The organism is Streptomyces sp. NPDC044984, assembly GCF_040646935.1.
GTDB lineage: Bacteria > Actinomycetota > Actinomycetes > Streptomycetales > Streptomycetaceae > Streptomyces.
Map to the genome: position 1 here is coordinate 195,210 of NZ_JBEZBE010000005.1, position 26,539 is coordinate 221,748.

22 protein-coding genes are annotated in these 26,539 nt (G+C 73.3%); 10 read left to right on the forward strand and 12 right to left on the reverse strand.

Annotated elements, in window-relative coordinates; translation table 11 throughout:
• Window positions 1-103 precede the first annotated feature (103 nt).
• Together AB0A94_RS07715 and AB0A94_RS07720 are read right to left on the reverse strand one after the other, a co-directional pair.
• A complete protein-coding gene (locus AB0A94_RS07715) occupies window positions 104-1,513 on the reverse strand; it encodes a HAMP domain-containing sensor histidine kinase (RefSeq protein WP_361740346.1) in 1,410 nt (469 codons plus the stop codon).
• A complete protein-coding gene (locus tag AB0A94_RS07720; protein ID WP_361740349.1) occupies window positions 1,510-2,247 on the reverse strand; it encodes a response regulator transcription factor in 738 nt (245 codons plus the stop codon). The genes AB0A94_RS07715 and AB0A94_RS07720 overlap by 4 nt, the downstream gene beginning before the upstream one ends.
• A gap of 110 nt (window positions 2,248-2,357) precedes the next feature.
• Between AB0A94_RS07720 and AB0A94_RS07725 the strand changes: the two genes are divergently transcribed.
• Window positions 2,358-2,918: a hypothetical protein gene (locus AB0A94_RS07725; RefSeq protein ID WP_361740351.1), complete on the forward strand. Its 561-nt coding sequence runs from the start codon at window positions 2,358-2,360 to the stop codon at window positions 2,916-2,918.
• Between the two features lie 22 nt (window positions 2,919-2,940).
• Here the strand turns inward: AB0A94_RS07725 and AB0A94_RS07730 are convergent, their stop codons facing one another.
• From AB0A94_RS07730 to AB0A94_RS07765, 8 genes are all read right to left on the reverse strand, one after another.
• Complete coding sequence (locus tag AB0A94_RS07730) at window positions 2,941-4,140, reverse strand: FAD-dependent monooxygenase (protein ID WP_361740354.1); 1,200 nt, start codon at window positions 4,138-4,140, stop codon at window positions 2,941-2,943.
• 112 nt (window positions 4,141-4,252) lie between these two features.
• Window positions 4,253-5,644 carry an MFS transporter gene (locus AB0A94_RS07735; protein WP_361740357.1) on the reverse strand — a complete coding sequence of 464 codons (1,392 nt, stop codon included), beginning with the start codon at window positions 5,642-5,644 and terminating at the stop codon, window positions 4,253-4,255.
• Between the two features lie 229 nt (window positions 5,645-5,873).
• The gene (locus tag AB0A94_RS07740; protein WP_361740359.1) at window positions 5,874-8,399 is read right to left on the reverse strand and encodes an FtsX-like permease family protein; all 2,526 of its coding nucleotides are present in this window, start codon (window positions 8,397-8,399) and stop codon (window positions 5,874-5,876) included.
• Window positions 8,396-9,265, reverse strand: a complete 870-nt coding sequence (locus AB0A94_RS07745) for an ABC transporter ATP-binding protein (protein WP_361740362.1) — start codon at window positions 9,263-9,265, stop codon at window positions 8,396-8,398. The genes AB0A94_RS07740 and AB0A94_RS07745 overlap by 4 nt, the downstream gene beginning before the upstream one ends.
• Before the next feature lie 455 nt (window positions 9,266-9,720).
• Window positions 9,721-10,413, reverse strand: coding sequence for a response regulator transcription factor (locus tag AB0A94_RS07750; protein ID WP_361740365.1), 693 nt, complete (start codon window positions 10,411-10,413; stop codon window positions 9,721-9,723).
• Window positions 10,410-11,702, reverse strand: a complete 1,293-nt coding sequence (locus AB0A94_RS07755; protein WP_361740368.1) for a histidine kinase — start codon at window positions 11,700-11,702, stop codon at window positions 10,410-10,412. The genes AB0A94_RS07750 and AB0A94_RS07755 overlap by 4 nt, the downstream gene beginning before the upstream one ends.
• A 99-nt stretch (window positions 11,703-11,801) precedes the next feature.
• Complete coding sequence (locus tag AB0A94_RS07760; protein ID WP_361740371.1) at window positions 11,802-12,671, reverse strand: fused MFS/spermidine synthase; 870 nt, start codon at window positions 12,669-12,671, stop codon at window positions 11,802-11,804.
• Between the two features lie 65 nt (window positions 12,672-12,736).
• Window positions 12,737-13,123: a hypothetical protein gene (locus AB0A94_RS07765; RefSeq protein ID WP_361740374.1), complete on the reverse strand. Its 387-nt coding sequence runs from the start codon at window positions 13,121-13,123 to the stop codon at window positions 12,737-12,739.
• Window positions 13,124-13,379: 256 nt separating this feature from the next.
• Between AB0A94_RS07765 and AB0A94_RS07770 the strand changes: the two genes are divergently transcribed.
• Window positions 13,380-14,828, forward strand: a complete 1,449-nt coding sequence (locus AB0A94_RS07770) for a hypothetical protein (RefSeq protein WP_361740377.1) — start codon at window positions 13,380-13,382, stop codon at window positions 14,826-14,828.
• A gap of 257 nt (window positions 14,829-15,085) precedes the next feature.
• Here AB0A94_RS07770 and AB0A94_RS07775 read toward each other — a convergent pair whose 3' ends face one another.
• Window positions 15,086-15,685 (reverse strand): histidine phosphatase family protein, encoded by a 600-nt coding sequence (locus AB0A94_RS07775; protein WP_217127632.1) that lies wholly within the window; start codon window positions 15,683-15,685, stop codon window positions 15,086-15,088.
• Window positions 15,686-15,871: 186 nt separating this feature from the next.
• On the opposite strand from AB0A94_RS07775, the gene AB0A94_RS07780 reads away from it, so the two are divergent.
• The 8 genes from AB0A94_RS07780 to AB0A94_RS07815 all read left to right on the forward strand — a co-directional run bounded on the left by AB0A94_RS07780 (window position 15,872) and on the right by AB0A94_RS07815 (window position 25,243).
• On the forward strand, window positions 15,872-16,831 hold the full coding sequence (locus AB0A94_RS07780) for a phosphatase PAP2 family protein (protein WP_361740380.1): 960 nt from the start codon (window positions 15,872-15,874) through the stop codon (window positions 16,829-16,831).
• Complete coding sequence (locus AB0A94_RS07785; RefSeq protein WP_361740383.1) at window positions 16,782-17,921, forward strand: hypothetical protein; 1,140 nt, start codon at window positions 16,782-16,784, stop codon at window positions 17,919-17,921. The genes AB0A94_RS07780 and AB0A94_RS07785 overlap by 50 nt, the downstream gene beginning before the upstream one ends.
• The gene (locus tag AB0A94_RS07790; protein ID WP_361740386.1) at window positions 17,912-19,513 is read left to right on the forward strand and encodes a hypothetical protein; all 1,602 of its coding nucleotides are present in this window, start codon (window positions 17,912-17,914) and stop codon (window positions 19,511-19,513) included. Before AB0A94_RS07785 ends, AB0A94_RS07790 begins: the two co-directional genes overlap by 10 nt.
• On the forward strand, window positions 19,510-20,877 hold the full coding sequence (locus AB0A94_RS07795; protein WP_361740389.1) for an AAA family ATPase: 1,368 nt from the start codon (window positions 19,510-19,512) through the stop codon (window positions 20,875-20,877). Before AB0A94_RS07790 ends, AB0A94_RS07795 begins: the two co-directional genes overlap by 4 nt.
• Window positions 20,878-21,460: 583 nt before the next feature.
• Window positions 21,461-21,634: a hypothetical protein gene (locus AB0A94_RS07800; protein WP_361740391.1), complete on the forward strand. Its 174-nt coding sequence runs from the start codon at window positions 21,461-21,463 to the stop codon at window positions 21,632-21,634.
• 114 nt (window positions 21,635-21,748) lie between these two features.
• Window positions 21,749-24,124, forward strand: coding sequence for a glycoside hydrolase domain-containing protein (locus AB0A94_RS07805; RefSeq protein WP_361740394.1), 2,376 nt, complete (start codon window positions 21,749-21,751; stop codon window positions 24,122-24,124).
• Between the two features lie 7 nt (window positions 24,125-24,131).
• Window positions 24,132-24,557, forward strand: coding sequence for a hypothetical protein (locus AB0A94_RS07810; protein WP_361740397.1), 426 nt, complete (start codon window positions 24,132-24,134; stop codon window positions 24,555-24,557).
• Window positions 24,554-25,243, forward strand: coding sequence for a hypothetical protein (locus AB0A94_RS07815; protein WP_361740400.1), 690 nt, complete (start codon window positions 24,554-24,556; stop codon window positions 25,241-25,243). Before AB0A94_RS07810 ends, AB0A94_RS07815 begins: the two co-directional genes overlap by 4 nt.
• A gap of 272 nt (window positions 25,244-25,515) precedes the next feature.
• Here AB0A94_RS07815 and AB0A94_RS07820 read toward each other — a convergent pair whose 3' ends face one another.
• Complete coding sequence (locus AB0A94_RS07820) at window positions 25,516-26,532, reverse strand: hypothetical protein (RefSeq protein WP_361740402.1); 1,017 nt, start codon at window positions 26,530-26,532, stop codon at window positions 25,516-25,518.
• Between the last annotated feature and the right edge of the window lie 7 nt (window positions 26,533-26,539).

Genomic DNA, 26,539 nt, shown 5'->3' on the forward strand with positions numbered 1-26,539 from the left:
CGTGCCTGCCTTCGTTGCCGTTCGGGGGTGCGGCAGCACGCTAGCGAGCCGGATTCGGACAAAGTTCCTGATCCGGGAGGCCGTTGAGGATCTTAGGGTGCGCTTAAGGAAGGGATCGGGGCCGGTTAAAGGACGCCACCAGCCGGCCCGGTCCGCGACGCCGGCGCACGCTCCCCCGGTGCCCGCGCCGGGGTGCCCGTTCGCGTCCGTCGAGCTGGATCCAGATCCGCACCTCGGTCCCGCCGAGCACGGACGAGCCGATCCGTACGTCCCCGCCGGTGGACTCGGCGAGCCGGCGCACGATGTCCAGGCCGAGCCCGGTGGAGCCGTCGCTGCCGGAGCCCCGGCCGCGGGCCATCGCCGCCTCGGGGTCGGGTATGCCGGGGCCCGCGTCGGAGACCAGCACGATCACCGCGTCCTCGCCGTTGTGCACGTCGACCGCGAACGCGGTGCCCTCCGCGGTGTGCCGGAAGACGTTGCCGAGCAGCGCGTCGAGGGCGGCGGCCAGGTCGGTGCGGGCCACGGGGATGCGCACCGGCCGGTCGGCGCCGGCCACCCGCCATTTGCGGCCCTCGTCCTCGGCGAGCGCCGACCAGAACGCCATCCGCTCGCGCACCACTTCGGCCGCGTCGCAGCCGGCGCCGGGTCCGGCGGCGGCCGTCTGCGGCTTGGCGTCGCGGGCGGTGCGGATGATGGTGTCCACCTCCCGCTCCAGCTGCTCGACCGCCGCCCGGGTCTGCTCGGCGGCCGGACCGTCGCCGAGGGAGGCGGCGTTGAGCCGCAGCACGGTCAGCGGCGTACGCAGCCGGTGGGACAGGTCGGCGGCCAGTTCCCGCTCGTTGGCGAGCAGCTGGACGACCTGGTCGGCCATGGAGTTGAACGCCACGGCGGCCAGCCGCAGTTCGTTCGGCCCCTCCTCGGGCACCCGGGCGCCCAGCTTCCCCTCGCCCAGTTCGTGCGCCCCCTCCACCAGCCGCTGCGCGGGCCGCACCATCCGTACGCCCAGCCGGTCGGCGACCGCGACCGAGCCGAGGATCAGCGCGACACCGACCCCGGCGAGCACCGCCCAGGCCGTGCCGACGCCGTTGGTGACCTCGGACTCGGGCACGAACACCTCGACGACGGCGATCTCACCGCTGCTCAGCGCGACCGGCTGGAGCAGGGCCGAGCCGCCGGACACGGTGGAGGTGGAGGCCCGGCCCAGTTTCCGCACCGCCGCGATGTCCTTCCCGGCGGCCCGCCGCTGCCCTATGCCGAGGGCTTCGCCGCCGTCGCCGGCCGGGATGTGCACGGCCATCGCGGTGCCGGAACCGGTGGAGGCGACGACGCGTTCGAGCTGGTCGCGGTCGGTGGTGATGGACAGGGCGGGGGCGACGGCCGCCGCCTCCCGCTCGGCGCCCGCGAAGGCGCGGTCGCGGGCCATCTCCCGGATGACCAGACCGAGCGGCACCGCGAAGGCGACCACGACCATCGCGGTCACCGCCAGCGACACCTTCACCAGGGCCCATCTCATCGCGGCGGCTCCGCTCCCGGCGTGTGCGGGGTGTACGGCGTCTGCGCGGCGGGAGGCTCCAGCTTCACGCCGACGCCCCGCAGGGTGTGCAGGTAGCGGGGCCGCGCGGCGGTCTCCCCCAGCTTCCGGCGCAGCCAGGACAGATGGACGTCGATGGTCTGGTCGTCGCCGTAGGACTGCTGCCACACCTCGGCGAGCAGTTCCTTGCGGGGGACGACCACACCGGGGCGTCCGGCGAGGAAGGCCAGCAGGTCGAACTCGCGCCGGGTCAGGTCGAGGCGCACGCCGTCCAGTTCGGCCTGGCGGCGCAGCGGGTCGACGGTCAGGCCGCCGACCCGGATGACCGGGGAGGGCACGGTCTCCCCTCCGCCGGCCCGGGCCCGGCGGAGCACGGCCGCCATCCGGGCCGAGAGGTGCTCCACCGAGAAGGGCTTGGTCAGGTAGTCGTCCGCGCCGGCGTTGAGCAGCCGTACGATCTCGGTCTCGTCGTCCCGGGCGGTGGCGACGATCACCGGTACGTCGGTGATGCCGCGCAGCATCTTCAGGGCCTCGGAGCCGTCGAGGTCGGGCAGTCCGAGGTCCAGGACGACCACGTCGAAACGGTGGTGGGCGACCTCGCGCAGCGCCTCCAGCGCCGTGCCCACACTGCGCACGGTGTACGAGGCGTCGGTGAGCTGCCGGATGAGCGCCGAGCGGACGAACTGGTCGTCCTCGACCACGAGAACACTTGCCATGCGCCGCACCGTACGCCATGGCGGGCGGACCGGGTGCGGGCCTGTGGACAACTCCGGCCGCCCCCGCGGGCGCGACACCCCTGAGGTCGATGGGGCAGTATGGACCGACGATGCGCAGAGGACTCGTACACGTACTGGCTTGGCTGCTCGCCACGGGCGCGGCGGTCACGTTGTCGTGGTGGGGCGTCAGCACCGTGATGGAGGGCACCGCCTACGACCCGCCCCGCGCCCTGCCCATCGCGGCGGCCGACGCGGCCGACGAGCAGTCGGAGCCGGTGTCGTCGTCGACCCGGCGGCCCTCCGGGACGACGGGTCCGCGGGACGCCGGGGAGACGCGGAAACCGTCGGCGAAGCCCGGCACGGCGTCCCCCGAGCCGGCTCCGGATCCGGAGCCGTCCCGGACCACCGCGCCCCCGCCCGCCCCCTCCCCCACCGCTCCGGCCGCCTCCGGACAGGTGAAGGGCTACGACACCGAGGGCGGCCGGGCGGTGTTCGACCTCGGCGAGACCTCCGCGTCACTGGTGTCGGCGACACCGGGGGCCGGCTGGTCGATGCAGGTGTGGAAGACGGAGACGTGGATCCGGGTGGAGTTCTCCTCGGGCGCGGACCGGGTCTCGGTCTTCTGCACCTGGCACGACGGACCGCCGCGGGTGGAGATCGGAACGTACTGAGGGGTGCCCGGCCGTTGTGGGGTCAGTCCCCGACGGGTTCGGGCAGGACGAGGGCGGTGTGGGCCGGGCGCCCGCTCCGCGGTGGCAGGGCGGTGAGGCCGCGCAGTCCGGCGTTGCGTTCCGCCAGGGCTTCGGCGGTGGCGGGGAAGAGCGCCGCGCCGCCTTCACCGGCCTGTGCCTGGTTCAGTTCGACGAATCCGCGGACGTCGCGCTCGTAGGCGGCGAAGGCCGCGGTGTGGTCGCGGTGGGCGGCCAGCGAGCCGGCGAGCAGGTAGGCGCCGACGAGGGCGAGGCTGGACCCCTGCCCGGTCAGGAACGACGGGGCGTGGGCGGCGTCGCCGACGAGCGCGACCCGGCCGCTGGACCAGCGCGGCATGCGGATCTGGCTCACGGTGTCGAAGAACAGGTCGTCCGCGTGGCGCATGGTGGCGACCATGGCCGGGACCTCCCATCCGTCGCCGGCGAAGGTGCGGGCGACGAGCTCCTGTTGCGCCTCGGGGTCGCGGAGGGCCTCGTACGGTGGTTCGGGGTGTGCGAAGGTGAGGAACGCGTGCAGCTCGTCGCTGTCCCCGACCGCGTAGAGCGCCGCGGCCCTTCCCGGGGTGTTCCAGAGGAGCACCTCGTGGGAGAGCCCGAAGGTGTTGGGCATGGTGAAGACGGCGAAGCAGTACCCCAGGTAGCGGTGGAACCGCCGCTCGGGGCCGAACACGAGCGCCCGGGTGCGCGAGTGCAGTCCGTCCGCGCCCAGGACCACGTCGAAGCCGCGCCGGAGGCCGCTGCGGAAGGTGACGTCGACGCCGTGCTCGTGTTCCGTGAGCGCCTCGACGGAGTCGTCGAACACGAACTCCACCTCGTCACGGACGGCCCCGTACAGGATGTCCGCCAAGTCCCCGCGCGTCACCTCGACGTCGCGTCCCTCGACCCCGCCGGCCACCGCCTGGGGGTGAACCACCGCCGCCTCACCGCCGTCGGCGTCGAGGAAGGTCAGCCGGCGCGACTCGATGTGCGCTTCCCGCAGCCGCGGCAGGATTCCCATCCGCCGGGCCACTTCCACCGCGGTGCCGCGCACGTCGACCGGGTACCCGCCGCCCCGCAGCCCGGTGGACTTCTCCACCACCGTCACCGCGAATCCGTACCGCCGCAGCCAGTACGCCACGGCGGGACCCGCGATGCTCGCGCCGGAGACCAGGACCGTGCCCTTCGACGCACTTCTCGTACTCATTCGTCAACTCCCGTTTTCGATAAGAGGTGTTCGGATTTCCCGCCGACTTGCGCGGTACGGGGGAACCGTCGGCTTCTGTGAGCCTTTGAAGGGGGTCGTCACAAGGGGGTCGTCACACCGTGTCCCGCGCGAGGCCGGGCGACGGCGCGCCGCGGCCGCGGCGTGTGCTCCGCACGAGCAGGACGACCAGCACCGCGGCGATCGCGAACGCGCCGGACGCGAGCGCGACGTAGCTGAACACGCCCGTGGCCGAGTTCACCGTCTCGCCGTCGACGACCACGGCGGTCGACTCGAGCACGGCCGCGCCGACGAAGTCCAGCACCACCGACCCGATCGAGACCATGACCATGACCAGGCTGGAGACGATGCCCTGCCGTTCGGGGGACGCCAGGCTCCCCGCCATGTTGAAGCCGGACGTCCCGAGCGCTCCCACCGTGACGCCCAGCAGGAATCCGCAGCAGAGCGCGGCGGGGAGCCGGGAGACCCCGAGGAACATCCCGAGGGTCACCACCGTTCCGAGCATGATCGCCCCGGCCAGCGTCGAGGCCGGTCCGATGCGTGCGGCGAGCCATCCGGCCGCCGGGCCTCCGAGCGTGACGCCGAGTCCCGGCGCCGCCAGCAGCAGTGCCACCGATCCCTGGTCGGCGAGCCCGTACCCGAGGTGCTGGTCCGCCGAGACGTCACCGATGAGGGGGATGAGCTGAAGCATGCTCTGGTAGGAACCGGCGGCGAGGAAGACGACGAGGAGGGTGAGCACCAGGGGCCCGCTGAGGTCCCTGACGTCGATCAGGGGGTCGGGTTTCCGGCTCGAGACCAGCAACCACCTGGCCAGTGCCGCGACGCCACCGGCGAGGAGGGCCAGCGGACCGCCGGCGAGCCAGCCGAGGTCCGAGCCCAGACTGACGTAGCCGAGCACCCCGGCGAGACCTCCGCCGAGGAGGAGGGCGCCGCCGACGTCGATCCTGCCCGGTGTCCTGACCGGGGATTCGGGAACGACGGCGCGCACGCAGACCGCCATCACCGCCGCGACGGAGGCCGACAGGAGGAACAGGACCTGGAAGCCGAACTCCGTGGCCAGTTCCTCGACGAGGAAGCGGGACGCGATGTTGAGCACCGCGGAGCCCGAGGTCACGATGCCCACGACGATCATCGCGGTGCGGGGCGCGCAGACGCCCCGGACGATCGCGACGGAGAGGAACACGGCTGCCAGAGCCGCTCCCTGCAGCATGCGCCCCACCACGAACACCCAGAGGCTGGGGGCCACGGCGCACACGAGGGCGCCCAGGCAGCTGATGAGCAGCGTCAGCACGAGCACCCTGCGCCTGCCGTGGAGGTCGGCGCTCTTTCCGAGCAGGGGTGCCCACAGCACCCCCGCCAGCATCGCGGTGGCGTTGAGCCACGCCGCCTGGCCGGTGCCGAAGTGGTCGAGCATCTCCGGGAGGACGATCAGCGGCGCGGTGACGGCCGAGTCGACCACGAAGTTCACCAGGGCCAGGACGACCACCAGGCCGACGAGCCGCCCCTTCCCTCTCGTGCGCGCTCCGGCGTCGGTGCTTCCGGCGTCGATACCTCGCGCGTCCGTACTTCGCGCGGCCGTACTTCGCGCGTCCGTACTTGGCGCGTCCGTGCTTGGCGCGTCCGTGCTTGGCGCGTCCGTGCTTGGCGCGTCCGTGCTTCCGGTCCTGCTCTTCTGCATGGGGGACTCCTTGTGGAAGGTGCGACCGCGGCGGGCCTCAGGCATCCCGGTCGCGCAGTGCCGCGCGGGCCGGGAGGGTCACGGCGAGGAGGCCGAGGGACACCGCGGTCGCCGCGAACGCCGCGTACAGCAGCGGGGGTACGTGCGGGGACTCGCCCGTCAGGCCGCGCATCATCGGGGTCAGCGTGATCATGGCGATGGCGGTGCCCAGGGCCACGCCCGCCGCCGACACCAGCAGGCTCTCCCAGCGGAGCATGCGCAGCACCTGGCGGCGGGTGGCGCCGACGAGGCGGAGCACGGCCAGTTCGCGGCGGCGGTCCAGGACCGTCATCACCAGGGTGTTGACCGCGGCGACGGCGGCGAAGCCGCCCAGGACGGCGGCCATCGTGTGGTTGGCCCACGCTCCGAACTCACGGTCCACGTTCCGCGCGACGGCGTAGCCCGAGGCGTCGGTGACCTCGCCGAGCTCGGCGAGCGGCCCGGCGTCGCCGCCGCGTACCAGCAGCGTGCTGTCGAAGCCCGACGTGACGTGGCCGGCCAGCGAGGCACGGTCCATGGTCACCGCCGCCAGGCCCAGTCCGCGGCCGTAGACCGCGACGACCTCCGGGCGGGCCTTCGTGCCGTCGGGGAGGCGGAGCGGCAACCTGTCGCCGACCTCGACCTTCGCCGCGGCGGCGAGGGTCTTGTCGACGGCCACCCGGCCCGCCCCCACCCGGTCCAGGCTGCCGCTGCGCACGTCCAGGTCCTGCACCTCGCCGAGCCGGGCCACGGAGCCCGAGACGCCCTGAACCGACCACCCCTGCAGCGACGTCTCGCCGCCGCCCTCGACGGGCACCAGCACCTGCGTGTCGAGCAGGCTCACGGCCGCCTCGACGCCGGGGGCGCGGGCGGCCCGGTCGGCGGCGTCGCCGGGCAGGCCCGCCGGGTCGGTGACGACGTGGTCCGCCGTGAGGCCGTCGCGGAGTTGCTCCGCGGCGACCCGGCTCTCACTCGTGTGCATGAAGACGAGCGTCGAGGCGAAGGCCATCGCCAGCACGATCGGGGTGATCGCGGAGGCCAGCCGGCGGGCGTTGGTGCGGGAGTTGGCGGCGGCCAGCGACGCCGGTGCGTCGCCGCCGCGCAGCAGCAGGCCGAAGAGCGCCGCGCACAGCCGGGCCAGCAGCGGGCCGAGCAGGGCGACGGCGAGCATGAACAGCATGACGACGCCGAGGGAGGCGTTGGCCGCGTCGGCACCGGCGGCGGAGGCGGCGACACCGGCGAGGACCGCGCCGCCGACGAGGGCGCCGAGACCGAGGACGATGCGGACGACGCCCGGCCGCAGCCGCTCCACCGAGGCCTCGGCGAGCGCCTGCCCCGGCTTGATCCGCGCGGGCCTGCGCCCGGCCAGCAGGCCGGCGCCGAGCGCCGTGAGCAGCCCGGTCCCGACGGCGGCGAGCAGCGGGATCCACGAGACGTGCAGACCGACCGCCTCCGGGACGGCCCCGCGGTCCTTCAGCTGCCCGAACCACCAGTGCGCGAGCCCGATGCCCGGCAGGCAGCCGAGCAGCCCGGCGAGGGGCGCGACGAGCAGCGCCTCGGCGGCGACCGCGCGGCGGATCTGCCGCGGGGTGGCGCCCACGGCGCGCAGCAGCGCGAACTCGCGGGTGCGCTGGCCGACGGAGAGGGCGACCGTGCCGGCCGCGGTGAAGACGGCGACCAGCGTGGCGATCCCGCCGAAGGAGCCGCCGAGCGCGAAGAGCAACTCCTTGGCGTAGGCCAGGCCGTGGTCCTCGACTTCGCCGCGGTCGTCGCCGGTGAGCACCCGCGCGCCGGAGCCGGCGAGGGACTTCCCGACGGCGGCGGCGAGGGCGTCGGTGTCGGCGCCGTCCTCGGCCAGTACGGCGATGGCGTCGGCCCTGCCGGGGTGCCCGGCCAGCACGGACGCCTCGGTGTCGGCGAACCAGGCCGTGGCCCCGGCACCGGCCGCCGTGCCCGCCGCCGCGGTGTCGCCCGCGCCGGCCACGGCCAGTCCGGACACCCGGAAGTCGGCGCGGCCGGCGGCGGTTTCGAGCGCGACGGTGTCACCGACACCGGCCTTCGCGGTACGGGCCGCGGCGGCGTCGAGCACGACCTCGCCCGCGCGCGGCGCGGCGCCCGCGGACAGCGCGGTGCCGGTGAAGGCGTGCGAGCCCCAGCCGTGGCCGGTGAGCGCGCCCGATGCGGACGTGCCCTGCCGCACCGGGAAGGTGAAGTCCGGCACCGCGGCCTCGGCGCCCGGCGCCCGGGCGGCCTTCGCCGCGAGCCCCGCGTCCACCCGGGCGGTGTCCGGCAGGGGGTACGCGGATTCCTCGGGGCCGTCGACGGTGTCGGCGACGAGCCGCGCGGACTGGTCGGCCGCCGCGACGACCGGCGCCTTCGCGTACCGCTCCGCCGGCACGGTGGCGCGGACGCCCGTCTCCAGCAGGGTGCCGCAGGCCGCGACGATCAGCGCCGACATCATCAGCGCGACGAACGTGCCGGCGAACGACGCGGGTTTGAAGCGTACGGCCGCGCGGGCGAGGCCGTTCGGGGCGAAGCTCCTCATGCGGCGGCCCCCGCCATCGCGCCCGCACGGCCGGCCCGGCCGGCCCGGGTGGTGAGCGCCGTCATCCGCGCCGCGATCCGCTCCGCCGAACCGCGCTCCAGGCCGCCGGCGAAGGTGCCGTCGGCGAGGAACAGCACGCGGTCGGCCCAGGCGGCCGCGGCCGGGTCGTGGGTGACCATGACGACGGTGGCGCCGAGGGTGTCCACCGCGTGCCGGAGCAGGCCGAGGATCTCGGCGGCGGTGCCGGTGTCGAGGGCGCCGGTGGGCTCGTCGGCGAACACCACGTCGGGTTCGGTGACCAGGGCGCGGGCGACGGCCACGCGCTGCTGCTGGCCGCCGGAGAGTTCGCCGGGCCGGCGCTTCGCCTTGTCGGCGAGCCCGACCTGTGCGAGCACCGCGGCCGCCCGGCCGGGGGCACCGCCCGCGCCCTTCGGGCGGCGGGGGAGGCCCCGGTGCTGCCCGGCGAGGCGCAGGGGGAGCAGGACGTTCTGCTCCACGGTCAGCGAGGGCAGCAGGTTGAACGCCTGGAAGACGAAGCCGAGGCGGGTGCGGCGGAGCTCGGTGAGCTCGTTCTCGTTCATCCCGGTGATCTCGGTACCGCCGAGGCGCACGGATCCCGCCGACGGCCGGTCGAGCCCGGCGGCGCACTGCAGGAAGGTGGACTTGCCGGACCCGGACGGGCCCATGACCGCGGTGAACGTGCCGCGCGGGAGGGCGAGGTCGACGCCCGCGAGGGCGTGCACGGTGCTCGCGCCCCGGCCGTACTGCCGCCGGACACCGCGCAGTTCGACGGCGAGACCGGGTGTGGCGGCCGGTGCCTCCGGCCGGTCGTCCGCCTTCTGTCGCTTGCCGCTGCGTAGCCTCATGTTCCGCCCTCTCGCGATGTTCTCGTGCCGATGGGTGGAGAGTGCGGGGACGGCTGCGCGCCGGGCGTCATACCCGGGAGCCAATGTGGGGGTGCTACCGCGGTAGGGGGTGGGGGAGGGACAGGCCCTGCCCGCCGCCGGGGCCACCGCCCGGGGCCTGAGGGCGAAGCCCCGTCCTGTGCCGGGGCGGGGCGGCGCGCGCGGGGCTTCGCCCCGTCGCCGTCCTGTGCCGGGACCCGGCTGCGGGCCGCCCGCGCCGTCCGGGGTCACGGAGCGAGCCGCCCCCGACGAGACCGCGCCCCGCCCGACACGGCTCGGGGACACCGGCACCGTGCGAGCAGCAGGGGCCGCGGGCCCCTCCGCCTCGAACGGCGATGCGCTCGGGCCCGGGGCTCAGCCCCCGGGAGGGGGTGGGGTCGGACGAGGGCCCGGGGACAGCCCGGCGAAGGGCCGCCCTACTCCCCCGGGGCCACCAGCCCCGATTCGTACGCGAAGACCACCGCCTGGGCGCGGTCGCGCAGGTCGAGCTTGGTGAGGACGCGGCTCACGTGTGTCTTCACCGTCTGCTCGGCCAGCACCAGCGTCTGTGCGATCTCCGCGTTGGACCGGCCGCGGGCCACCAGGGTGAGGACCTCGGTCTCGCGTTCCGTCAGGGCCTTGAGCCGCAGCGCGGGCCTGCCCCGGCCGGCGGGACGCTGCCGGGCGAAGTCCGCGATGAGGCGGCGCGTCACGGAGGGGGCGAGCAGCGCGTCGCCCGAGGCCACGACGCGTACCGCCGCGATGAGGTCGGCCGGCGGCGCGTCCTTCAGCAGGAAGCCGCTCGCGCCCGCCCGCAGCGCCTCGTAGACGTAGTCGTCGACGTCGAACGTGGTGAGCATCAGCACGCGCGGCCGGTGCTCCCCCGGGGCGGCGTCCCCACCGCCCGGCGGGGGCGCGAGGATGCGGCGCGCGGCCTCGAGGCCGTCCATCTCGGGCATGCGGACGTCCATCAGCACGACGTCGGGACGGGTGCGCCGGCTCAGCTCGACGCCCTGCGCGCCGTCGGGGGCCTCGCCCACCACGTCGATGTCGCTCTGGGCGGCCAGCAGCGCGGCGAAGCCGGCCCGCACCATGGCCTGGTCGTCGACGATGATGACACGCGTCGTCACGTGAAGTCCTTTTCTGTCAGGGGAAGTCGTGCGGCCACCCGGAAGCCGCCGTCCGGCAGCGGACCCACGTCGAGGGTGCCGCCGGCGAGCCGCACCCGCTCGCGCATGCCGACGAGGCCGTGCCCGGTGCCGCCCTCCTCGAGCGGCCCGGCGGCCGGCTCGGGCGGCGGCCCGTTGACGACGAGGACGGTGAGCCGCGCGCCGCCCTCCGCGACGGACCCCGACCCCGATCCCGACCCCGATCCCGACCCTGATCCCGGCTCCGGCTCCGACACCGACACCGACACCGACACCCGCGTCGGAGCACCCGGCGCGTGCCGCACGACGTTCGCGAGGGCCTCCTGGACGATGCGGTACGCGGAGAGGCCCAGCGCCTCGGGCACATCGGCGTCGCAGGGGGTGAACTCCACCGGCATGCCCGCCCGCGCCGTCGCCTCCACCAGCTGCCCGATCCGCGTCAGGCCCGGCTGGGGCGCGAGCTCGCCGTGCGCCTCCTCGCTCCGCAGTACGCCGAGGAGCCGCCGCATCTCGCCGAGCGACTCGCGCGCGGTCGCCGCGATGGACGTGAACTCCTCCCGCACGTCCGGCGGCAGCTCGTCGAGGCGGTACTCCGCGGTGTCCGCCTGCACCGTGATGACGGACATGTGGTGCGCCACCACGTCGTGCAGCTCGCGCGCGATGCGGGCGCGTTCCTCCAGCAGCGTCCGCCGGCCGCGCTCGGCCTCGTTGATCGTCTCCTGCTCGGCCAGCCTGCGCTGGACCTCGTACCGCTCGCGGAGCGCGGCGGCGAGCAGGAGCGTGACGCCGCCGAGGATGGTCAGCAGCAGGGTCACGGCGGTGGTGCCGTGGGGCGCGACGAACCCCAGGCCTACGTTGGCGCCGGCCGTCGCCAGCCACACCAGCAGCAGCGTCCGGCGCGGCTCGCGCAGGCCGAGGGCGAGGCAGAGGCCGATGTACCCGACGATCCCCACGGGCGGGAACGGCCACAGAAGCCGCTCCTCGAAGTCGACGGTGAGCAGGGCGAGCGCCCCGGCCACGTCCGCGGTGAAGATCACGTACCAGGCCCGCAGCGGGCGGACGACGGCGAGCAGCAGCGGTGTCGCCTGTGCGACGGCCAGCGCGCTCGCGATGCCGCCGTTCAGGCCGTAGTCGGCGGTGAGCACCTGGATGGTGGTGGGCAGCAGGGCGACGCACAGTACGAACGCCACGCCCCACGGCAGCAGCCGTACCCACCGTCGCGAAGCCCCCGCCAGCAGCGCGCGGGGGCGTTCCTCCTCCACTGAGGTCATGAACCCCAGCCTATGTGCGGCGGGACGGCGTCAGGAGCCGCGCGGCTGCCGGGCGGGCTCGGCGGATCCAGGTCGTGCGGGGCTCACCGGCCCGCCCGGTCACCGGAAGACGGACGCGGGTGGCGCCGGTGAGGCGACCGCCGCCCGGTCCGTCACGGGGGCGGCCCCGCCGGTGAAGTCGATGAGGTCCCTGCCGTGCTGGACGCGGCCCGGGTGCGGGTCGGAGGCGGCCCGGCGGGTCAGCTCGGCGACCGGCAGGGGCGCGTCGGAGGCGACCAGGACGGCGTTGCCGAAGCGTTTGCCGCGCAGCACCGCGGGGTCGGCGATCAGCGCGAGTTCGGCGAACCGGGCGGCGGCGGTGGCGATCTGGCCCCGCAGGTGCGCGAGGGGCGGCCCGTCGGCGAGGTTGGCGGCGTAGACCCCGCCGGGGGCGAGGGCCCTGCGGACGTCGTCGAGGAACTCGGTCGAGGTGAGGTGGGCGGGGGTGCGGGCCCCGCTGAAGACGTCGGCGACGACGAGGCCGGCCCAGCCGTCCGGCACCTTGGCGAGCCCTTCACGGGCGTCCGCCGAACGCACCCGGATGCGGGCCCTGGCGTCCAACGGCAGTTCACGCCGGACCAGTTGGACCAGCGCCGCGTCCCGTTCGACGACCTGCTGGGTGGAGCGGGGGCGGGTGGCGGCGACGTACCGGGCGAGGGTGAGGGCGCCGCCGCCGAGGTGCACGGCCCGCAGGGGCTTGCCGGGCGGGGCGACGAGATCGACGACGTGGCCGAACCGGCGCTGGTACTCGAAGGACAGGTACGCCGGGTCGTCGAGGTCGACGTGCGACTGCGGCGCCCCGTCGATCAGCAGCGTCCAGCCCCGCGCCCGCTCCCGGTCCGGAACGAGCCGGGCGAGCCCGCCGTCGACCCGCTCGACAACGGCCTCGACGGATGACTGGTGACGCCCGCTGTTCCTGGTCCTTCCCATCCCCCCATGATTTCAGCCCCTCCGACGGTGTTCTCAGCGGCCCACCGCTCACGCGAGCCCACCGCTCACCCACGCCCGTCCGCGGCCTCGATCGTCCGCTGGGCCTCGTCCAGCGCCTCCCGCAGCGCCGCGGGGTCCGTCGCCGGCTCCGCCTCCCCCGGCGGCAGCAGCCAGTCCGCCCCCTCACCCACCGGCTCCGACACCGGTCCCAGCCCGCAGCCGTCCGTCTCCGTACAGACACTGCCCGGCACGTCCCAGGCCGCGGCCGTCCCCGGCGGCACCAGGAAGCCGAGCGTGTCGCACCCGTCGTCGTGCAGCACCGGCCCCACCGCGTCCCCGGCTCCGCGCCGCAGGATGTCGACCGCCTCCAGGCCCTGTCGCGCCGGAACCGTGACCACGTCACAGTCCGCACTCGGCAGCCCCAACGGATCCCTGCTCCGACTGGTCGTCATCCCGGCCTCCAACGCGCACATCGGGCCCCCGGTCCACAGGGCTCAACGAGCCGGAACGTCAACGGCTACGACGAAAGTCCGCCGCAAAGGATGGCAGTTCATGGCAGATCGCGGATGACATATCCGGATTGTTGCCAAACTCCGCGTAGTGACTCCGTCACAACAGGTACGTTCTTGCCCGCCGGAAACAGGGCACCACACGGACAAATGTCCCTGATTCCGGCATGGTTCGACGGTTCGCAGAGAGGACCCGGCCATGGCGTCGTCAACGGTGCCCTCGTCCCAGCCCCCCCGGCCCCCGCGGCCGAACCTCGTCTTCCGGCACCTGCGCGGACCGCGCTCGCCGGCCGAGTTCGCCGCGGCGGTCCGGCGGGCCGCCCGCGAGATCGGCGAGCGGGTCAGCTGTGACGCGCGGTACGTGCACCGGGTGGAGGCGGGTGAGATCCGCTGCCCGAACTACGCCTATGAACGGGTGTTCCTGCACATGTTCCCCGGCCGCACGCTGACCGACCTGGGCTTCGCGCCCCGCTCGTCGGTACGCGGGCGCGGGGCCCGGGCCGCCGGGGACACGCCTCCGGCCCCCACCGAGAACCCGGCGAACGCCACGAGTGAGAACAGCGGGGCGTACGAGCCGTATGAGACGCAGGACCGGTACGACACGTACGACACGCACGACCACGAGGAGAGCGACGTGCTGCGTCGCGCATTCATGACCGGCGGGGGCGCCACGGTGGCCGCCGCCTCACTGGGCCCGTACGGGTTCGCCTCCGACGCCTCGGCGCCACAGCGCGCCGTGCGCCGCGCGGGGGCGAGCGACGCGGGCGCCCTGGAGGAAGCCGTCCGCCGCATCCGGCTGCTGGACGACCGGCACGGGGCGGACGGGCTCTACCGCCGCGCGGCGGCCCCCCTGCGTGCCGCCTACGCGCTGCTGGACGCGGGGACGACCCGGCAGCGGACGGCGGACCGGCTGTACTCGGGCGCCGGTGAGCTGGCCATCTCGGTGGGCTGGCTGGCGCACGACTCGGGCCGTTTCGACGACGCGCGTTCGCACTACGCGGAGGCGCTGGCGACCGCGCGGGTGACCGGGGATCCGGGTGTGGAGGCGCACGCCTTCTGCAACACGGCGTTCCTCGCGCGGGACGCGGGCCGGCCCCGGGAGGCGGTGCGGGCGGCGCAGGCCGCGCAGCGGGCCGCGCGTCCGCTCGGCTCCCCGCGGCTGATGTCGTTGCTGGCGCTGCGGGAGGCGGGCGGCTGGGCGGGGCTCGCCGACCGCGCGGGCTGCGAGCAGGCGCTGGCCCGGGCGCAGGCGTACTTCGAGCGCGGGACCTCGGAGGCGGACCCGGAGTGGATGAGCTTCTACGGGGAGGCGGAACTGGAGGGGCTGGAGGCGCAGTGCTGGTCGACGCTGGGCGACTGGCCGCGCGCGGCGCGGCACGCACGGCGGGCGGCGGAGCTCCAGGACCCGCACTTCACCCGCAACATCGCCCTGTACACGGCGGAACTGGCGGACGACCTGGCCCGCGGGGGGCGGCCGGACGAGGCGGCCGAGGCCGGGATGCGGGTACTGGACCTGCTGAACGAGGTCCAGTCGTCCCGGGTCCGGACGATGTTGGCGGGCACCTCCCGCGTCCTGCTCCCACACCGCCGCGCATCAGGCGTGTCGGCCTTCCTGGACCGCCACGGAGCACTCCCCCGCGCGGTGTGATCGCCTGCGCAGCCGCGGGCAGTCGTGCCTCCCCCAGTGCCTGAAGGGCCTGGGAGGTGCCCCCAGGGCGATGGGGGTCCCCCGCTCGAGCGGAGCCGAGAGTGGGGGAGGGTGGGCGGTGGGGGTACCTCCCGCTCGAGCGCAGCCGAGAGCGGGGGAGGCACCCCGCAAGCGCCGGGCAGCGCGACCCACCCCCGGCCGACACCCACACGGGGCGCCCCGTGAGCACCGGGCCACGCGCCCAGCAGGGGCCAGGCTCAGACGGCCGCCAGATGCCCCGTCTCGTTCCAGGACTCCACGGCCGGCTCGCCGTACGCCCAGCCCAGCACCGACAGGGAGGTCGGGTTCAGCCGGATGCGGGCCGCGAAGTCGAGCGGCAGCCCCAGCCAGCGCGCACCGATCGACCGGAGCATGTGCCCGTGGGCGAAGACCAGCACGTCACGGTCGGCGGAGCGGGCCCAGGCCACCACCTCGTCCGCGCGGGCCGTCATCTCGGCCAGGGACTCCCCCTCGGGGACCCCGTCGCGCCAGATCAGCCACCCGGGCCGCACCGCCTGTATCTCCGCCGGGGTCATGCCCTCGTACGCCCCGTAGTCCCACTCCATGAGCGTGTCCCAGGTCTCCGCGCGGTCGCCGAAACCGGCGAGCTCACAGGTCTCCCGCGCGCGGGACAGCGGGCTGGTGCGCACCTCGACGCCGGGCAGCCCGTCGTACGGCGCCCGGTGCAGGCGCTCGCCGAGCAGCTTGGCGCCCCGGCGGCCCTCCTCCAGGAGCGGCACATCGGTCCTGCCGGTGTGCTTGCCGGACAACGACCACTCGGTCTGTCCGTGCCGGGCCAGCAGGATGCGCGGTGCCATGGGAGACCTTCCGGGTGAAAATTCGCAGGCGTAACCCTCCCATCATCGCGCACCCTGGTCGCGGGCAACCCGGAGGGCGATCTCGACGTCTCTCAGGGCCGAGGACGTGCCACGGGGGACGCGCGCACGCCGTAGAGTGGCTGGCCGCCGACGGAGCGTCGCGCGAGAACGAGGGGGAGCGATCGGATGCCGCACACCGAGACACCGGGTACCGAGGCTGCCCCGGCGACCCGGCTGCGCTGGTGGACGGAGTTGCCGCTCATCCTCCTGGTGTACGCCTGCTACTCGGCGGGACGGCTGGTCGTCCGGGGCGACGTCTCCGACGCCGTCGACCACGGCCTGGCGATCCTGCGCATCGAGAAGGCGCTGTACCTCAACGCCGAGCACCCGCTGAACCGTCTCTTCACCCGCGAGCCGTGGCTCGGCATACCGGCCGACTTCTGGTACGCGTCGCTGCACTACCTGGTGACTCCGGCGATCCTCGTCTGGCTGTTCCGCTCCCGCGCGGCGCACTTCCGCGCCGCCCGCACCTGGCTGATGACCTCGACCTTCATCGGTCTGATCGGCTTCACCCTGCTGCCCACCTGCCCGCCCCGGCTGCTCGACGCGAGCCACGGCTTCGTGGACACGATGGCCCACTACAGCGCGTACGGCTGGTGGGCCGGCGAGGCCAGCGCCCCGCGGGGTCTCGGCGGGCTCACCAACCAGTACGCGGCGATGCCGAGCCTGCACGTGGGCTGGGCGCTGTGGTGCGGGGTGATCCTCTGGCGGTACGGCCGTACGCGCCTGACGAGGACGGCCGCCGTCGTCTACCCGCTGGTGACCGTGATCGTGGTGATGGGCACCGCGAACCACTACTTCCTCGACGCGGTCGCGGGCGCCGCCGTCATGGGCGCCGGTCTGCTGCTGGCCCCCGTCGTGACGCGGTCGGCGGACCGCGCGAAGGCCCGCTTCCTGCCCCGCCCCGCGGCCGCCCCGGCGAACTCCTCCGGCGCGAATTCCCCCATTGTCAGTGCCGGATGCCACACTTCCGCGGGTGAGCGATTTCCACGGCAGCGGCACCCCGAGTCGCGGTACGGACCAGGAACCGAATCGGGTGCCTCCCCCTCGGACGCGGGAGAAGGCGCTCCGGCACCGGCTCGCTGAGCTGCGCGGCCCCAAGGTGCAGGCCAAGGCGCTGGACGCGCGCGCCCTGGCCGCCCTCGCCGCCAACCCGGGCTGCAGGCGGCGCGCGATCCTCGACGGCGCCGGGGTGAACAAGGCGGTGCTGGCGAGCGCGTTGGGCTCGCCGTCGGTCTTCGGCCAGTCCCAGTTCGCGTTCGTGCGGGGCAACGCGTTCGAGGCGAAGGTCAAGGCGGACGGCGGTACGGAACTGCTGCGCCTGGCCCACGAGAAGCTGGACCGCGCGGCCGAACCGCCCGCCGGCGCGCGCGTGCCCGACCTCACCGCCCAGGGCCCGCGGGGCCGCACGGCCCGTACGGAGCTGGCGCTGCGCGAGGCCACCGAGGCGCCCGGCACGTGGACGCTGCTCGACCACCCCATGCTCGTGCTCGACGTCGCGGGCTCCCCCGCCTTCCTGGAGCCGGACGCGGTGGTGGTGCACCCGGACGGCAGCTGGACGGTCGTGGAGATCAAGTCCTTCCCGATGCTGGACGGCGCCGCGGACCCGGCGAAGGTCGGTGCGGCGGCGCGCCAGTCGGCGGTGTACGTGCTGGCCCTGGAGGAGGTCGCCGCGCGGCTGGACCCGGCCCCGCGCGTGCGGCACCGGATCCTGCTGGTGTGCCCGAAGGACTTCTCCAACCTGCCCACCGCGTCCGCCGTGGACGTGCGCAAGCAGCGCGCGGTGACCGCCCGTCAGCTGGACCGGCTCACCCGGATCGAGGAGATCGCCGACACGCTCCCCGAGGGCACGTGCTTCTCGCCGGAGCTGCCCGCCGAGCGGCTGGCCGAGGCCGTGGAGTCGGTCCCGGCGACCTACGCGCCGGAGTGCCTGTCCGCGTGCGAACTGGCCTTCCACTGCCGGGACCGCTCCCGCGCGCAGGGCGCGGTGACCCGCCTGGGCCGTCCGGTACGGGCGGAGCTGGGCGGTCTGACGACGGTCGGGGACGTGCTGGCGGCGGCCCGCGGGGAGGCCGGTGACCCCGACGACCCGGCGGTGGCGGCACTGCGCAGGGCGGCGGCCCTGCGCGCGGAGGCACTGGAAGCGGCCGCCCCGGAGGTGGCTCCTTGTCCCTGATCGCCACCCTCGCCCGCCTCGAGGCCGTCAGCACCGGCCGCGCCCAGCCCGCCGCCACCGTCCGGCACCGGCACCTCTCCGAACGGCCCCTGGTGTTCGTACCGCTCATCACCGCCGGTGAGGCGGGCGCCCCGCTCGGCGCGCTGGTGGGCACCGACCGGGACGCGCCGCGGCTGCTGGTGGTGCCGCAGCCGCGCGACCGCGATCTGCGGTTCGCGTTCCTGGCCGAGCTGGCCGACGTGGTGCTGCCGTACGTCGACGGTTTCGCGGACGCCGTGGAGGCCGCGGAGCGCTCCGAGACCGACCCGGAGACCGGCAAGCGGGTCAAGGTCGAGGTCGAGCTGTGCGCGGACGCGCCCCAGCTGATCGTGCCGTCCCGGGCCGGCGTCGACCTCGTACGGCTGCTGGGGCGCTCCATGCGGTTCCGGCGCACGGCGGAGCAGGACCCGGAGGCCCCGTTCCCGGCGCCGCCCCGGGTGCCGCTGCTCGGGCGGTGGCTGACGCACTTCGGGGAGCGGGCCCGGGTGCCCGGCTCCTCCCTGCTGCTGGCCATGACCGACGTACTGGCCCGGCACTGGGCGACCGGGCAGTCCTCCCTGGAGGACCAGCACCTGGGGGCGCTGCTCGCCTGGATCGACCCGCCCGAGGGACGCTCGGGGGCGGAGGCCGCGCGGGAGGCCGAGCTCGCGCGGGACGCCGACGGCCAGTTGGTGTGCCCGCCCGCGGGCCCGGCGACCGACCCGGCGTTCGACAACAAGCTGCTCGCCCCGGCGATCGAGCGCTACGACCGTGCCCGTACCGCGTTCGCGGCGGCGGAGGACGGCCTGGAGGCCGACGACCGCCTCGGCGCCCTGACCGGGGCCGAACGGGAGATCCGCGCGCTGGTGGAGAGCCGCACCCGGCCCACCTGGGACGCGGTGTGGCGGGGCCTCGACCTGCTGGCGAAGCTCCCGGAGGGCGCGCGCGTCGAGGAGCGGTGGACGCGCGACCGCTGGTCGTTCACCGGTCACCGGGACCGGGTCCTGTCCGGTGAGCCGCCGCAGCCGCGCCGCGACGACGCGGTGACCGCGGCCAACAAGCTCGCCGCGCGCGAGCGGGAGCAGGCCCGTCTTGAGGCGCAGGAGGCGCTCGACGACCCGCTGGTGATGGCGGCCCGGCGGCTGTCCGGGGAGGCGTTCGCGGGTGAGGTGGTCGACGTGGTGATGGCGTACAGCGAGAGCAGGCGGCCGAGCCCGCGCCCGCTGGTCACCGTCCGCACGGACGACCGCCCGCATCTCGGCGAGCGGGCGCGGGCGTACCGCTCGCTGGGCGGGAAGCCGCAGACGGTGGAGTTCGTGGGCTACGAGGACGGTCCGGAGGGCGGTCTCCTCGTCCTGCGCGTCATGGACAAGATGGGCCGCGGCAAGGAGCCGGAGGAGGGGTCGGTCCCGGAGAAGGGCGACCGCGTGTGCTTCACGCTGTTCGAACACGAACCGCGCGGCGGCGCGAAGCTGCCCGACCCGGAGGAGACCCCGTGGACCCATGGCGGTCCGCCCGGTGAGGAGGCCGTACCGGAGCCCGCCGACCCGGTGACCGAGGAGGACGTGCTGTGACCACCCCTGCCCGGCAGGCCGTGTTCGACCCCGGCGCGGCGGCCTCCCGCGCCACCGAAGCGATCCTCCGCGACACCCTGCGCGGCGCCGCGCGCGGTGTCGTCGTCGACTCCCCGCCCGGCGCCGGCAAGTCCACGCTGGTGGTGCGGGCGGCGCTGGAACTGGCGGAGGCGGGCCGCCCCCTGATGGTCGTGGCGCAGACCAACGCCCAGGTCGACGACCTGGTCCTCCGCCTCGCCGAGAAGAACCCGGACCTGCCGGTGGGCCGGCTGCACAGCAGTGACACCGACCCGTACGACAAGGCGCTCGACGCGTTGGACAGCGTCCGTACGTCGGCGAAGGCGGCCGATCTCACCGGCCTGCCCGTGGTGATCTCCACGGCGGCGAAGTGGGCGCACGTCAAGGGCGTCGAGCCGTGGGAGCACGCGATCGTCGACGAGGCGTACCAGATGCGTTCGGACGCGCTGCTCGCCGTGGCCAACCTGTTCGAGCGGGCCCTGTTCGTGGGTGATCCGGGCCAGTTGGACCCGTTCTCCATCGTGGGCGGCGAGCAGTGGGCGGGCCTGTCGTACGACCCGTCGGCCTCGGCCGTGACCACCCTGCTCGCCCACAACCCGGAACTGCCGCAGCACCGCCTGCCGGTGTCCTGGCGCCTCCCGGCGTCGGCGGCGCCCCTGGTCTCCGACGCCTTCTACCCGTACACCCCGTTCCGCAGCGGCACGGACCACGGCGACCGCCGTCTCTCCTTCGGTGTCCCGTCGGACGGTTCGGCCCCGGACCGGGTGATCGACGAGGCGGCGGAGACCGGCTGGGGCCTCCTGGAACTCCCCGCCCGTCACACCCCGCGCACGGACCCGGAGGCGATCCGCGCGGTGGCGCTCGTCGTACGCCGCCTCCTGGACCGGGGCGGCGCGGCGACCTCCGAACGCTCCCCGGACCCCGCCCCCCTCACCGCCGACCGCATCGCCGTGGGCACCGCCCACCGCGACCAGGCCGCCGCCGTACGGGCGGCCCTCGCGGAACTGGGCGTGGCGGACGTCACCGTCGACACGGCGAACCGGCTCCAGGGCCGCGAGTACGACGTCACGGTGGTCCTCCACCCCCTCTCCGGCCGTCCCGACGCCACCGCCTTCCACCTGGAGACGGGCCGCCTGTGCGTCCTGGCCTCCCGCCACCGGCACGCCTGCATCGTGGTCTGCCGCGAGGGAGTGACCGGCCTCCTGGACGACTACCCGTCCACGGAGCCGGTCCAGCTGGGCACGCTGGTCAAGTTCCCGGACGGCTGGGAGGCGAACCACGCCGTGCTGGCGCACCTGGCGGAACACCGGGTGGGGTGGCGGCTCCCGCCGTTCACGTCCGCTTGAGCGGACGCGTCGTCCCCGGCGGCGAGAAAGCACTGCCCGTGGCCACGGACGGGAGGAACTCCACACGCCCGGGCGCGGCTCATGCGGGAGGGGCAGACCGTCGGGACAATGCGCCGGAGGCCGCGGTTGCCGACGGAAAAGGACGATCGGGGCGTGGGCCGAGGGTGCCCGACGGCAATTCGAGGGTGATCGGGGCGTTGAGCCGGCGAGTAATCCAGGGATCTCACCGATGAGTGTTCCGGTCGAGGTCCCTCGACACCCGGTCCCGACCGACGGACATTTTCGCCGATAAGTCGGCAGATGCCCCCTCGGGTTTGTTTCCGGTGAGACATCCGGAGTTTCCGGCGAATGGGGCACTTTTCCAGCGTCGGGTTTCACTTTTCGGCCAACTTTTGTCCTTCATGGAACCCTGGCGTGGAAATCCCTTGAAGGAAAGATCACTTCAAGTGAGGCTGTGGGCGCGCTTCACGTCCGGCCGTCAAGAGGGGGCTTTTGTGAACCTGGCCGCGCGCCCGGTCAATCATCGTTGCCCCTCTCCCCGGTATCGCCGTCACGGTCTCCAGGAGGAACCGCTCCCGACACCGTGCCGTCCGCGGTGAGCGGGGCGGACGGCCCGGGCGCCACCGGCGGTCCCGGTGTCCGCGCCCGGCGCGCCGACCCCGTCCGCCGGAGCAAGGGCCGCCGCGGCCGGGCGCGTTCCTGCGGGAAGGGCGCCGACGGCGAGGTTCCGGCCGCCGTCACCACAGCGCGCGACTGACACGTCTCACCCCGCGCCTGCTCCTGCCCGGCCCCTTCCCGTGAGGCCGGACAGGCGTCGGCCCCGTCCGGAAGAACACCCTGCTTCCTCACGAGCGAAAGGTTGCTTGCCGTAATGGCTGACGAAATGGTGCTCCAGGCCCAGAAGTGGGTCAACTCCACCTACAAGAACGTTTCCGGCTACAGCCCGGTCACGGAGAACGGCAAAACCGGCTGGAACACCATGTATGCCCTGACCCGTGCGCTGCAGCACGAACTCGGCATCACGGCTCTGTCCAACGCGTTCGGCCCGACGACGTTGTCACGGCTGCAGGCCAAGGGCGCCATCAAAATCGGCGAGTCCAACAAGAACATCGTCAAGATCATCCAGTGCGGGATGTACTGCAAGGGCTACAGCGCGGGCGCCATCGACGGGGAGATGTCCCAGGCGACCCAGGCCGGCATCAACACGATGATGCGGGACATCGGCCTTTCCGCGACCTACATCGACGGCACGGTGCGCCCGAAGGTGTTCAAGGCCCTGCTGACCATGGACGCCTACATATTCCTGTCCGGCGGGCTGGAGCAGATCCGCTTCATGCAGCAGTGGCTCAACGGCCGCTACTTCGACAAGTCGACCTTCTACATCGGTCCGTGCGACGGCTTCTTCTCCAGGGACGTCCAGCAGTCGCTGGTGAAGGCCATTCAGTACGAATCGGGCATCCCCGAGGACCAGGCCAACGGTGTCTTCGGCCCCGGCACCGTGGCCGGCCTGAAGGCCCACACCCTCTCGGAGGGTGACAGCGGCACGTGGGTGCAGCTCTTCACCGGTGCGTGCGTGGCGAACGGCCCGTCCAACGCGAGCGGTGACATCGCCACCTTCGGCAATACGTTCGACGCCGATCTCACGGACTGGGTCAGGAAGTTCCAGAGCTTCTCCGCGATCGGCGTGACCGGCAAGGCCGACTTCGACACCTGGGCGCAGCTGCTCGTCTCCTACGGGAACCCCGACCGGAAGGTCAACGCCTGTGACACCCGGTTCACCATCACCCCCCAGCGGGCGGAAGCCCTTTACCGGGAGGGATACCGTGCCGTCGGCCGCTACCTGGACGAGCCGCCCGGGAGCACGTTGAACAAGGAGATCCAGCCCGGCGAGCTGGACGCCATCTTCTCCGCCGGGCTGAACGTCATCCCCATCTGGCAGTACGACGCACGCAGTCTCGCGGACTTCAAGTACAGCAACGGCTACCTGCACGGCAGCCTGGCGCACGGCCGTGCCGCCGGGTACGGGTTCAACAGAGGCACCGTCATCTACTTCGCGGTCGACTACGACGCCACCTCCGCGGACATGGACCTGATCATCGACTATTTCTCCGGGGTGAACGACGCGCTCAAGAGCAACGGCAGCAAGTACATCGCCGGTGTCTACGGCTCGCGGAACGTGTGCGCCAGCGTCTCCGGGGCCACTTACGTTCCTTATGCGTACGTCTCCGGCATGTCCTACGGCTTCTCCGGAAACCTCGGCTTCCCGCTGCCGCAGAACTGGGCGTTCAACCAGATCAAGGAGTTCAACTTCGCCAACGGTTCGGACACCTTCGGGCTGGACGCGGTGGCGCACCGCCCCGGCGCCGACTTCGGGCAGGAATCGGTCAACGATCCGGGCGGCTCGTCGGTCGACGAGTTCATCGCCTACGTGCAGAAGGTGTACGACACCGCGGTCTCCTACGGCAAGGGTGATCCGAACGAGCTCTCGCTGCAGTTCATGCGCTGGGACAAGTACACCGACAGCCGGTGGAGAGCGCTGTTCGGCGAGGTCGACGACGCCTTCATCAGCTACGCCTCCGACCGAGGGCTCGGCCGGTCGAGGGACTACGCGTACACCGACCCGTCCATGGGCGCCCTCATCAATCCGGACCACCTCGCGGCGAGCGCCAGCGGTTACTTCCTCAAGGGCAACGCCGGGGCGGGAAAGGCGAACCGCGCCGAACTGGCGAGCTGGGGCGGAGACCTGCTCACGTTCTACGGTGAGTGGAGCCGCTCGGACAACGCGTCGCCCCTGGACTTCTGCCGCAAGACGCTGTGCAGGCCCGATGTCGCGTCGACGTTCGCGCTGGGCGACCTCATCGAGGACATCGACGGGTTCCTGGTCGCCGAGCGCCTCAAGAACGGCAACACGAACATCGTCCAGGAACTGAGGAGGATCCTGATCGGAACGGGTCACCTGACGCGTTTCAGCGAGTTCAAGCTCTACCGGTTCGGCGGCGTCACGGACAACATCCAGACGACGGCGAAGGCGTTCCTGGAGGGCCAGTTGGACGACACGCTGCTGTCCTCCACCCGTGCGCTCCTCATCCACAGGAACTGCCCGTTGGGCAAGGAACCGTGGAACGAGTCCGACTCCGTGATGAGCGAGTTCTACGCGGGTTTCACCGAGACGCTGCAGAGACTCATCGACCAGCAGGTGGCGCGCCGGGCTAGTTTCCTTGCCGCGCAGAAGGCGGAGAAGAGGTAGGTCTCACATGTTCCTGATGGGTGCGTTGCTGGCTGCGGGCCTGGTCACCGCGGCGGTGGGCATCGTGGTGGTCCTCGTCCTGCTGAACCACCCGCCGCTGCCCGTGCCCAGAATCTACGCGCTCGTCGCCCTGGTCCTGGCCTCCTCGGCGGTGGCGGTGTACTGCTACGGCTGGTTCTCCGTCACCGTGGGAGGCCCTTTCCCCGAATTGTGCACGAGCCGGAACGACGCCGGCGCCGGCTTGGCGGCCATCGAGCAACAGTACTGGCCTCTTCGAAACGCCTGCGTGTACTCCGACGGATCGACCGTGGAGTACGTCTCGACGTCGGTCACCGTGTTCGTGTGCCTGCTGGCGGGTGCCGCCCTCGTCTCGGCCGGCACCTCCGTACACCTGCGCAAGCGAGTCAGAAAAACTTCTGGAGTGATCTCATGAACACCGATTTCTCGCGCCGCACCCTGCTCAGAGGGTTCACCGGTGTCGCCGCCGGAGCCACGCTGCTCGCCACCGGGGAGGGCCTTCTCGCTCCCGGCACCGCCCAGGCCGCCGACGCCTCGTGGAACGGGCCCAGGTCGGCGAACGGCTGGGACGTCCTCACCGCGCGCTCGTCGGGCACCGCTCCCTACGACATACCGGGAACAGACCTCCGGGTCGTCCTGCGAGAAGGGGACGTGGGGACCGTCCTGGCCTACGTGGCGCAGCGCTTCCACTACGACGTCACCCGGCTCGAGGCGAGCCGCGGACAGGTCGTCGGGTACAGCGACGACCGGCGGGTGAAGGCGGACTTCGAATCCAACCACCTGTCGGGCACCGCGCTGGCGCTGTACCCGGACAATTACCCGCTCGGGGTCAAGGGCAACTTCTTCCCCCACCAGGTCACGGCGATCCGGGACATCCTCGCCGAGCTCCAGGGGGTCGTCAGGTGGGGCGGTGACACGGAGTCGCCCAAGGAATCGGCCTTCTTCATCGACGTCCCGCCGGGGTCGGCGAAGCTCGCCCTGGTCGCGGAGACCCTCAGGCAATGGAGCATCACCCCCGGCAAGGGGGCCGGGACCCAGAACATCGGGGACCCCGAGCGCATCAGGGCCGCGAAGAAGCTCGCCGGCGTGCAGGCGGCCTGACACCGCAGGCGGCCCGGACCGTCACGCGCGACGCGCCGCCGGAACCCCGTGGGGCTTCCGGCGGCGCGGAGCGGCGGACGGCATCATCCTGCGCGCGACGGGGTCCTGCACCGGCGGCTGCGAAACGACGCCCCGCCGAACGCGCCCCGTGCCCGCACGAGGCCTTGCCGGGCCGCCGCCGGGGGGCGTCGTCCGTGCGCCCGGCAACCGGCACACACGCCGTCATCGGTACGGTGCCCGGACCACGTGTGGTCCGGGCACCGTACCGACCGTCATCGAGCGGAAGCCGCCGCCTGCTCGCGCGCGGCGGCGACCTCCTTGCCGTGCTGTTCCTTGACGCCGGTCAGCCGGCTCTTGTTGTCGGTGATCTGCTCGTTCTGGATCGCGGACTCCACACCGAACCAGATCTTCACCAGGTCCGTCTGCTCCTTGCAGTCGATGTCGTCGACCGCCAGGGCGATGGACTCCTGCGACGGCTTGCCGTCACTGGTGACACCCCGGTCCATCGCCTTGTACGGATCGGCGAGTCCCTCGTGCCCCTTGCCGTCCATGCACGAGGACCACGCTGCGGTGGCCTCGACGACCTTGTCGTCCTTCATCGACTCCATCAGGCTGTCCCCGGCGAGCTCCGCCACGACGACCGGGTCGGCTTCCCGTACGCCGAGCTGTTCCCTGGACCAGCCGATGCAGCCGCCCGACTTCAGCTTCTTCCCGTTGTACTCCGCCCGGGCGGGCTTGACGCCCTGGCCGGGGGCGGCGAGCGGCCCCGCCGCCCTGGCTCCCTGGGCGGCCTCGACCGGCTCGGGCTCGGTGTGGCCGGTCAGGACCTCGACCTCGACGCCGGACAGCTCCCGCATGGGCTGCCGGGTGTGCTCCCGCAGCGCCGGGGGAAGCTCGTAGCCGTACTTCTCCGCCTCGGCCCGGTCGGTGATGCCGTAACGGCGTTCGATGTTGGCGTCGTTGTCGCTGGGAGGCGGGTTGGCGCCCGCCCGCGGCAGCGTCAGGTCGATGCCGTAGTCCTTCATGCAGGACTGCTGAAGATCGTTGGCCGCCTGCTCGACGGTGACCTGGTCCTCGTAGGAGGCCATGTACGTCTCCAGCGGAAGGGACAGGTTCTTGGCCAGACCACTGCTGGGGATCTTCTCGGGCCAGTTCTCCTTGTTCACGATCGGTTTGCCGTCGGCCGCGTTCTCCGTGGCGTCCGGGACCGTGCCGGAGGAACAGGCACTGACCAGGAGAACCGAAGCGGTCAGGGCTACCGCGGCGGCTGTCCGCTTGATGCGCTTCACAGGGGTT

Bases quoted from the DNA above. Each gene is read 5' to 3' on its own strand.
- AB0A94_RS07715 (WP_361740346.1), bottom strand. From the start codon at position 1,513: ATGAGATGGGCCCTGGTGAAGGTGTCGCTGGCGGTGACCGCGATGGTC.
- AB0A94_RS07720 (WP_361740349.1), bottom strand. From the start codon at position 2,247: ATGGCAAGTGTTCTCGTGGTCGAGGACGACCAGTTCGTCCGCTCGGCG.
- AB0A94_RS07725 (WP_361740351.1), top strand. From the start codon at position 2,358: ATGCGCAGAGGACTCGTACACGTACTGGCTTGGCTGCTCGCCACGGGC.
- AB0A94_RS07730 (WP_361740354.1), bottom strand. From the start codon at position 4,140: ATGAGTACGAGAAGTGCGTCGAAGGGCACGGTCCTGGTCTCCGGCGCG.
- AB0A94_RS07740 (WP_361740359.1), bottom strand. From the start codon at position 8,399: ATGAGGAGCTTCGCCCCGAACGGCCTCGCCCGCGCGGCCGTACGCTTC.
- AB0A94_RS07745 (WP_361740362.1), bottom strand. From the start codon at position 9,265: ATGAGGCTACGCAGCGGCAAGCGACAGAAGGCGGACGACCGGCCGGAG.
- AB0A94_RS07755 (WP_361740368.1), bottom strand. From the start codon at position 11,702: ATGACCTCAGTGGAGGAGGAACGCCCCCGCGCGCTGCTGGCGGGGGCT.
- AB0A94_RS07760 (WP_361740371.1), bottom strand. From the start codon at position 12,671: ATGGGAAGGACCAGGAACAGCGGGCGTCACCAGTCATCCGTCGAGGCC.
- AB0A94_RS07765 (WP_361740374.1), bottom strand. From the start codon at position 13,123: ATGACGACCAGTCGGAGCAGGGATCCGTTGGGGCTGCCGAGTGCGGAC.
- AB0A94_RS07770 (WP_361740377.1), top strand. From the start codon at position 13,380: ATGGCGTCGTCAACGGTGCCCTCGTCCCAGCCCCCCCGGCCCCCGCGG.
- AB0A94_RS07775 (WP_217127632.1), bottom strand. From the start codon at position 15,685: ATGGCACCGCGCATCCTGCTGGCCCGGCACGGACAGACCGAGTGGTCG.
- AB0A94_RS07780 (WP_361740380.1), top strand. From the start codon at position 15,872: ATGCCGCACACCGAGACACCGGGTACCGAGGCTGCCCCGGCGACCCGG.
- AB0A94_RS07805 (WP_361740394.1), top strand. From the start codon at position 21,749: ATGGCTGACGAAATGGTGCTCCAGGCCCAGAAGTGGGTCAACTCCACC.
- AB0A94_RS07810 (WP_361740397.1), top strand. From the start codon at position 24,132: ATGTTCCTGATGGGTGCGTTGCTGGCTGCGGGCCTGGTCACCGCGGCG.
- AB0A94_RS07815 (WP_361740400.1), top strand. From the start codon at position 24,554: ATGAACACCGATTTCTCGCGCCGCACCCTGCTCAGAGGGTTCACCGGT.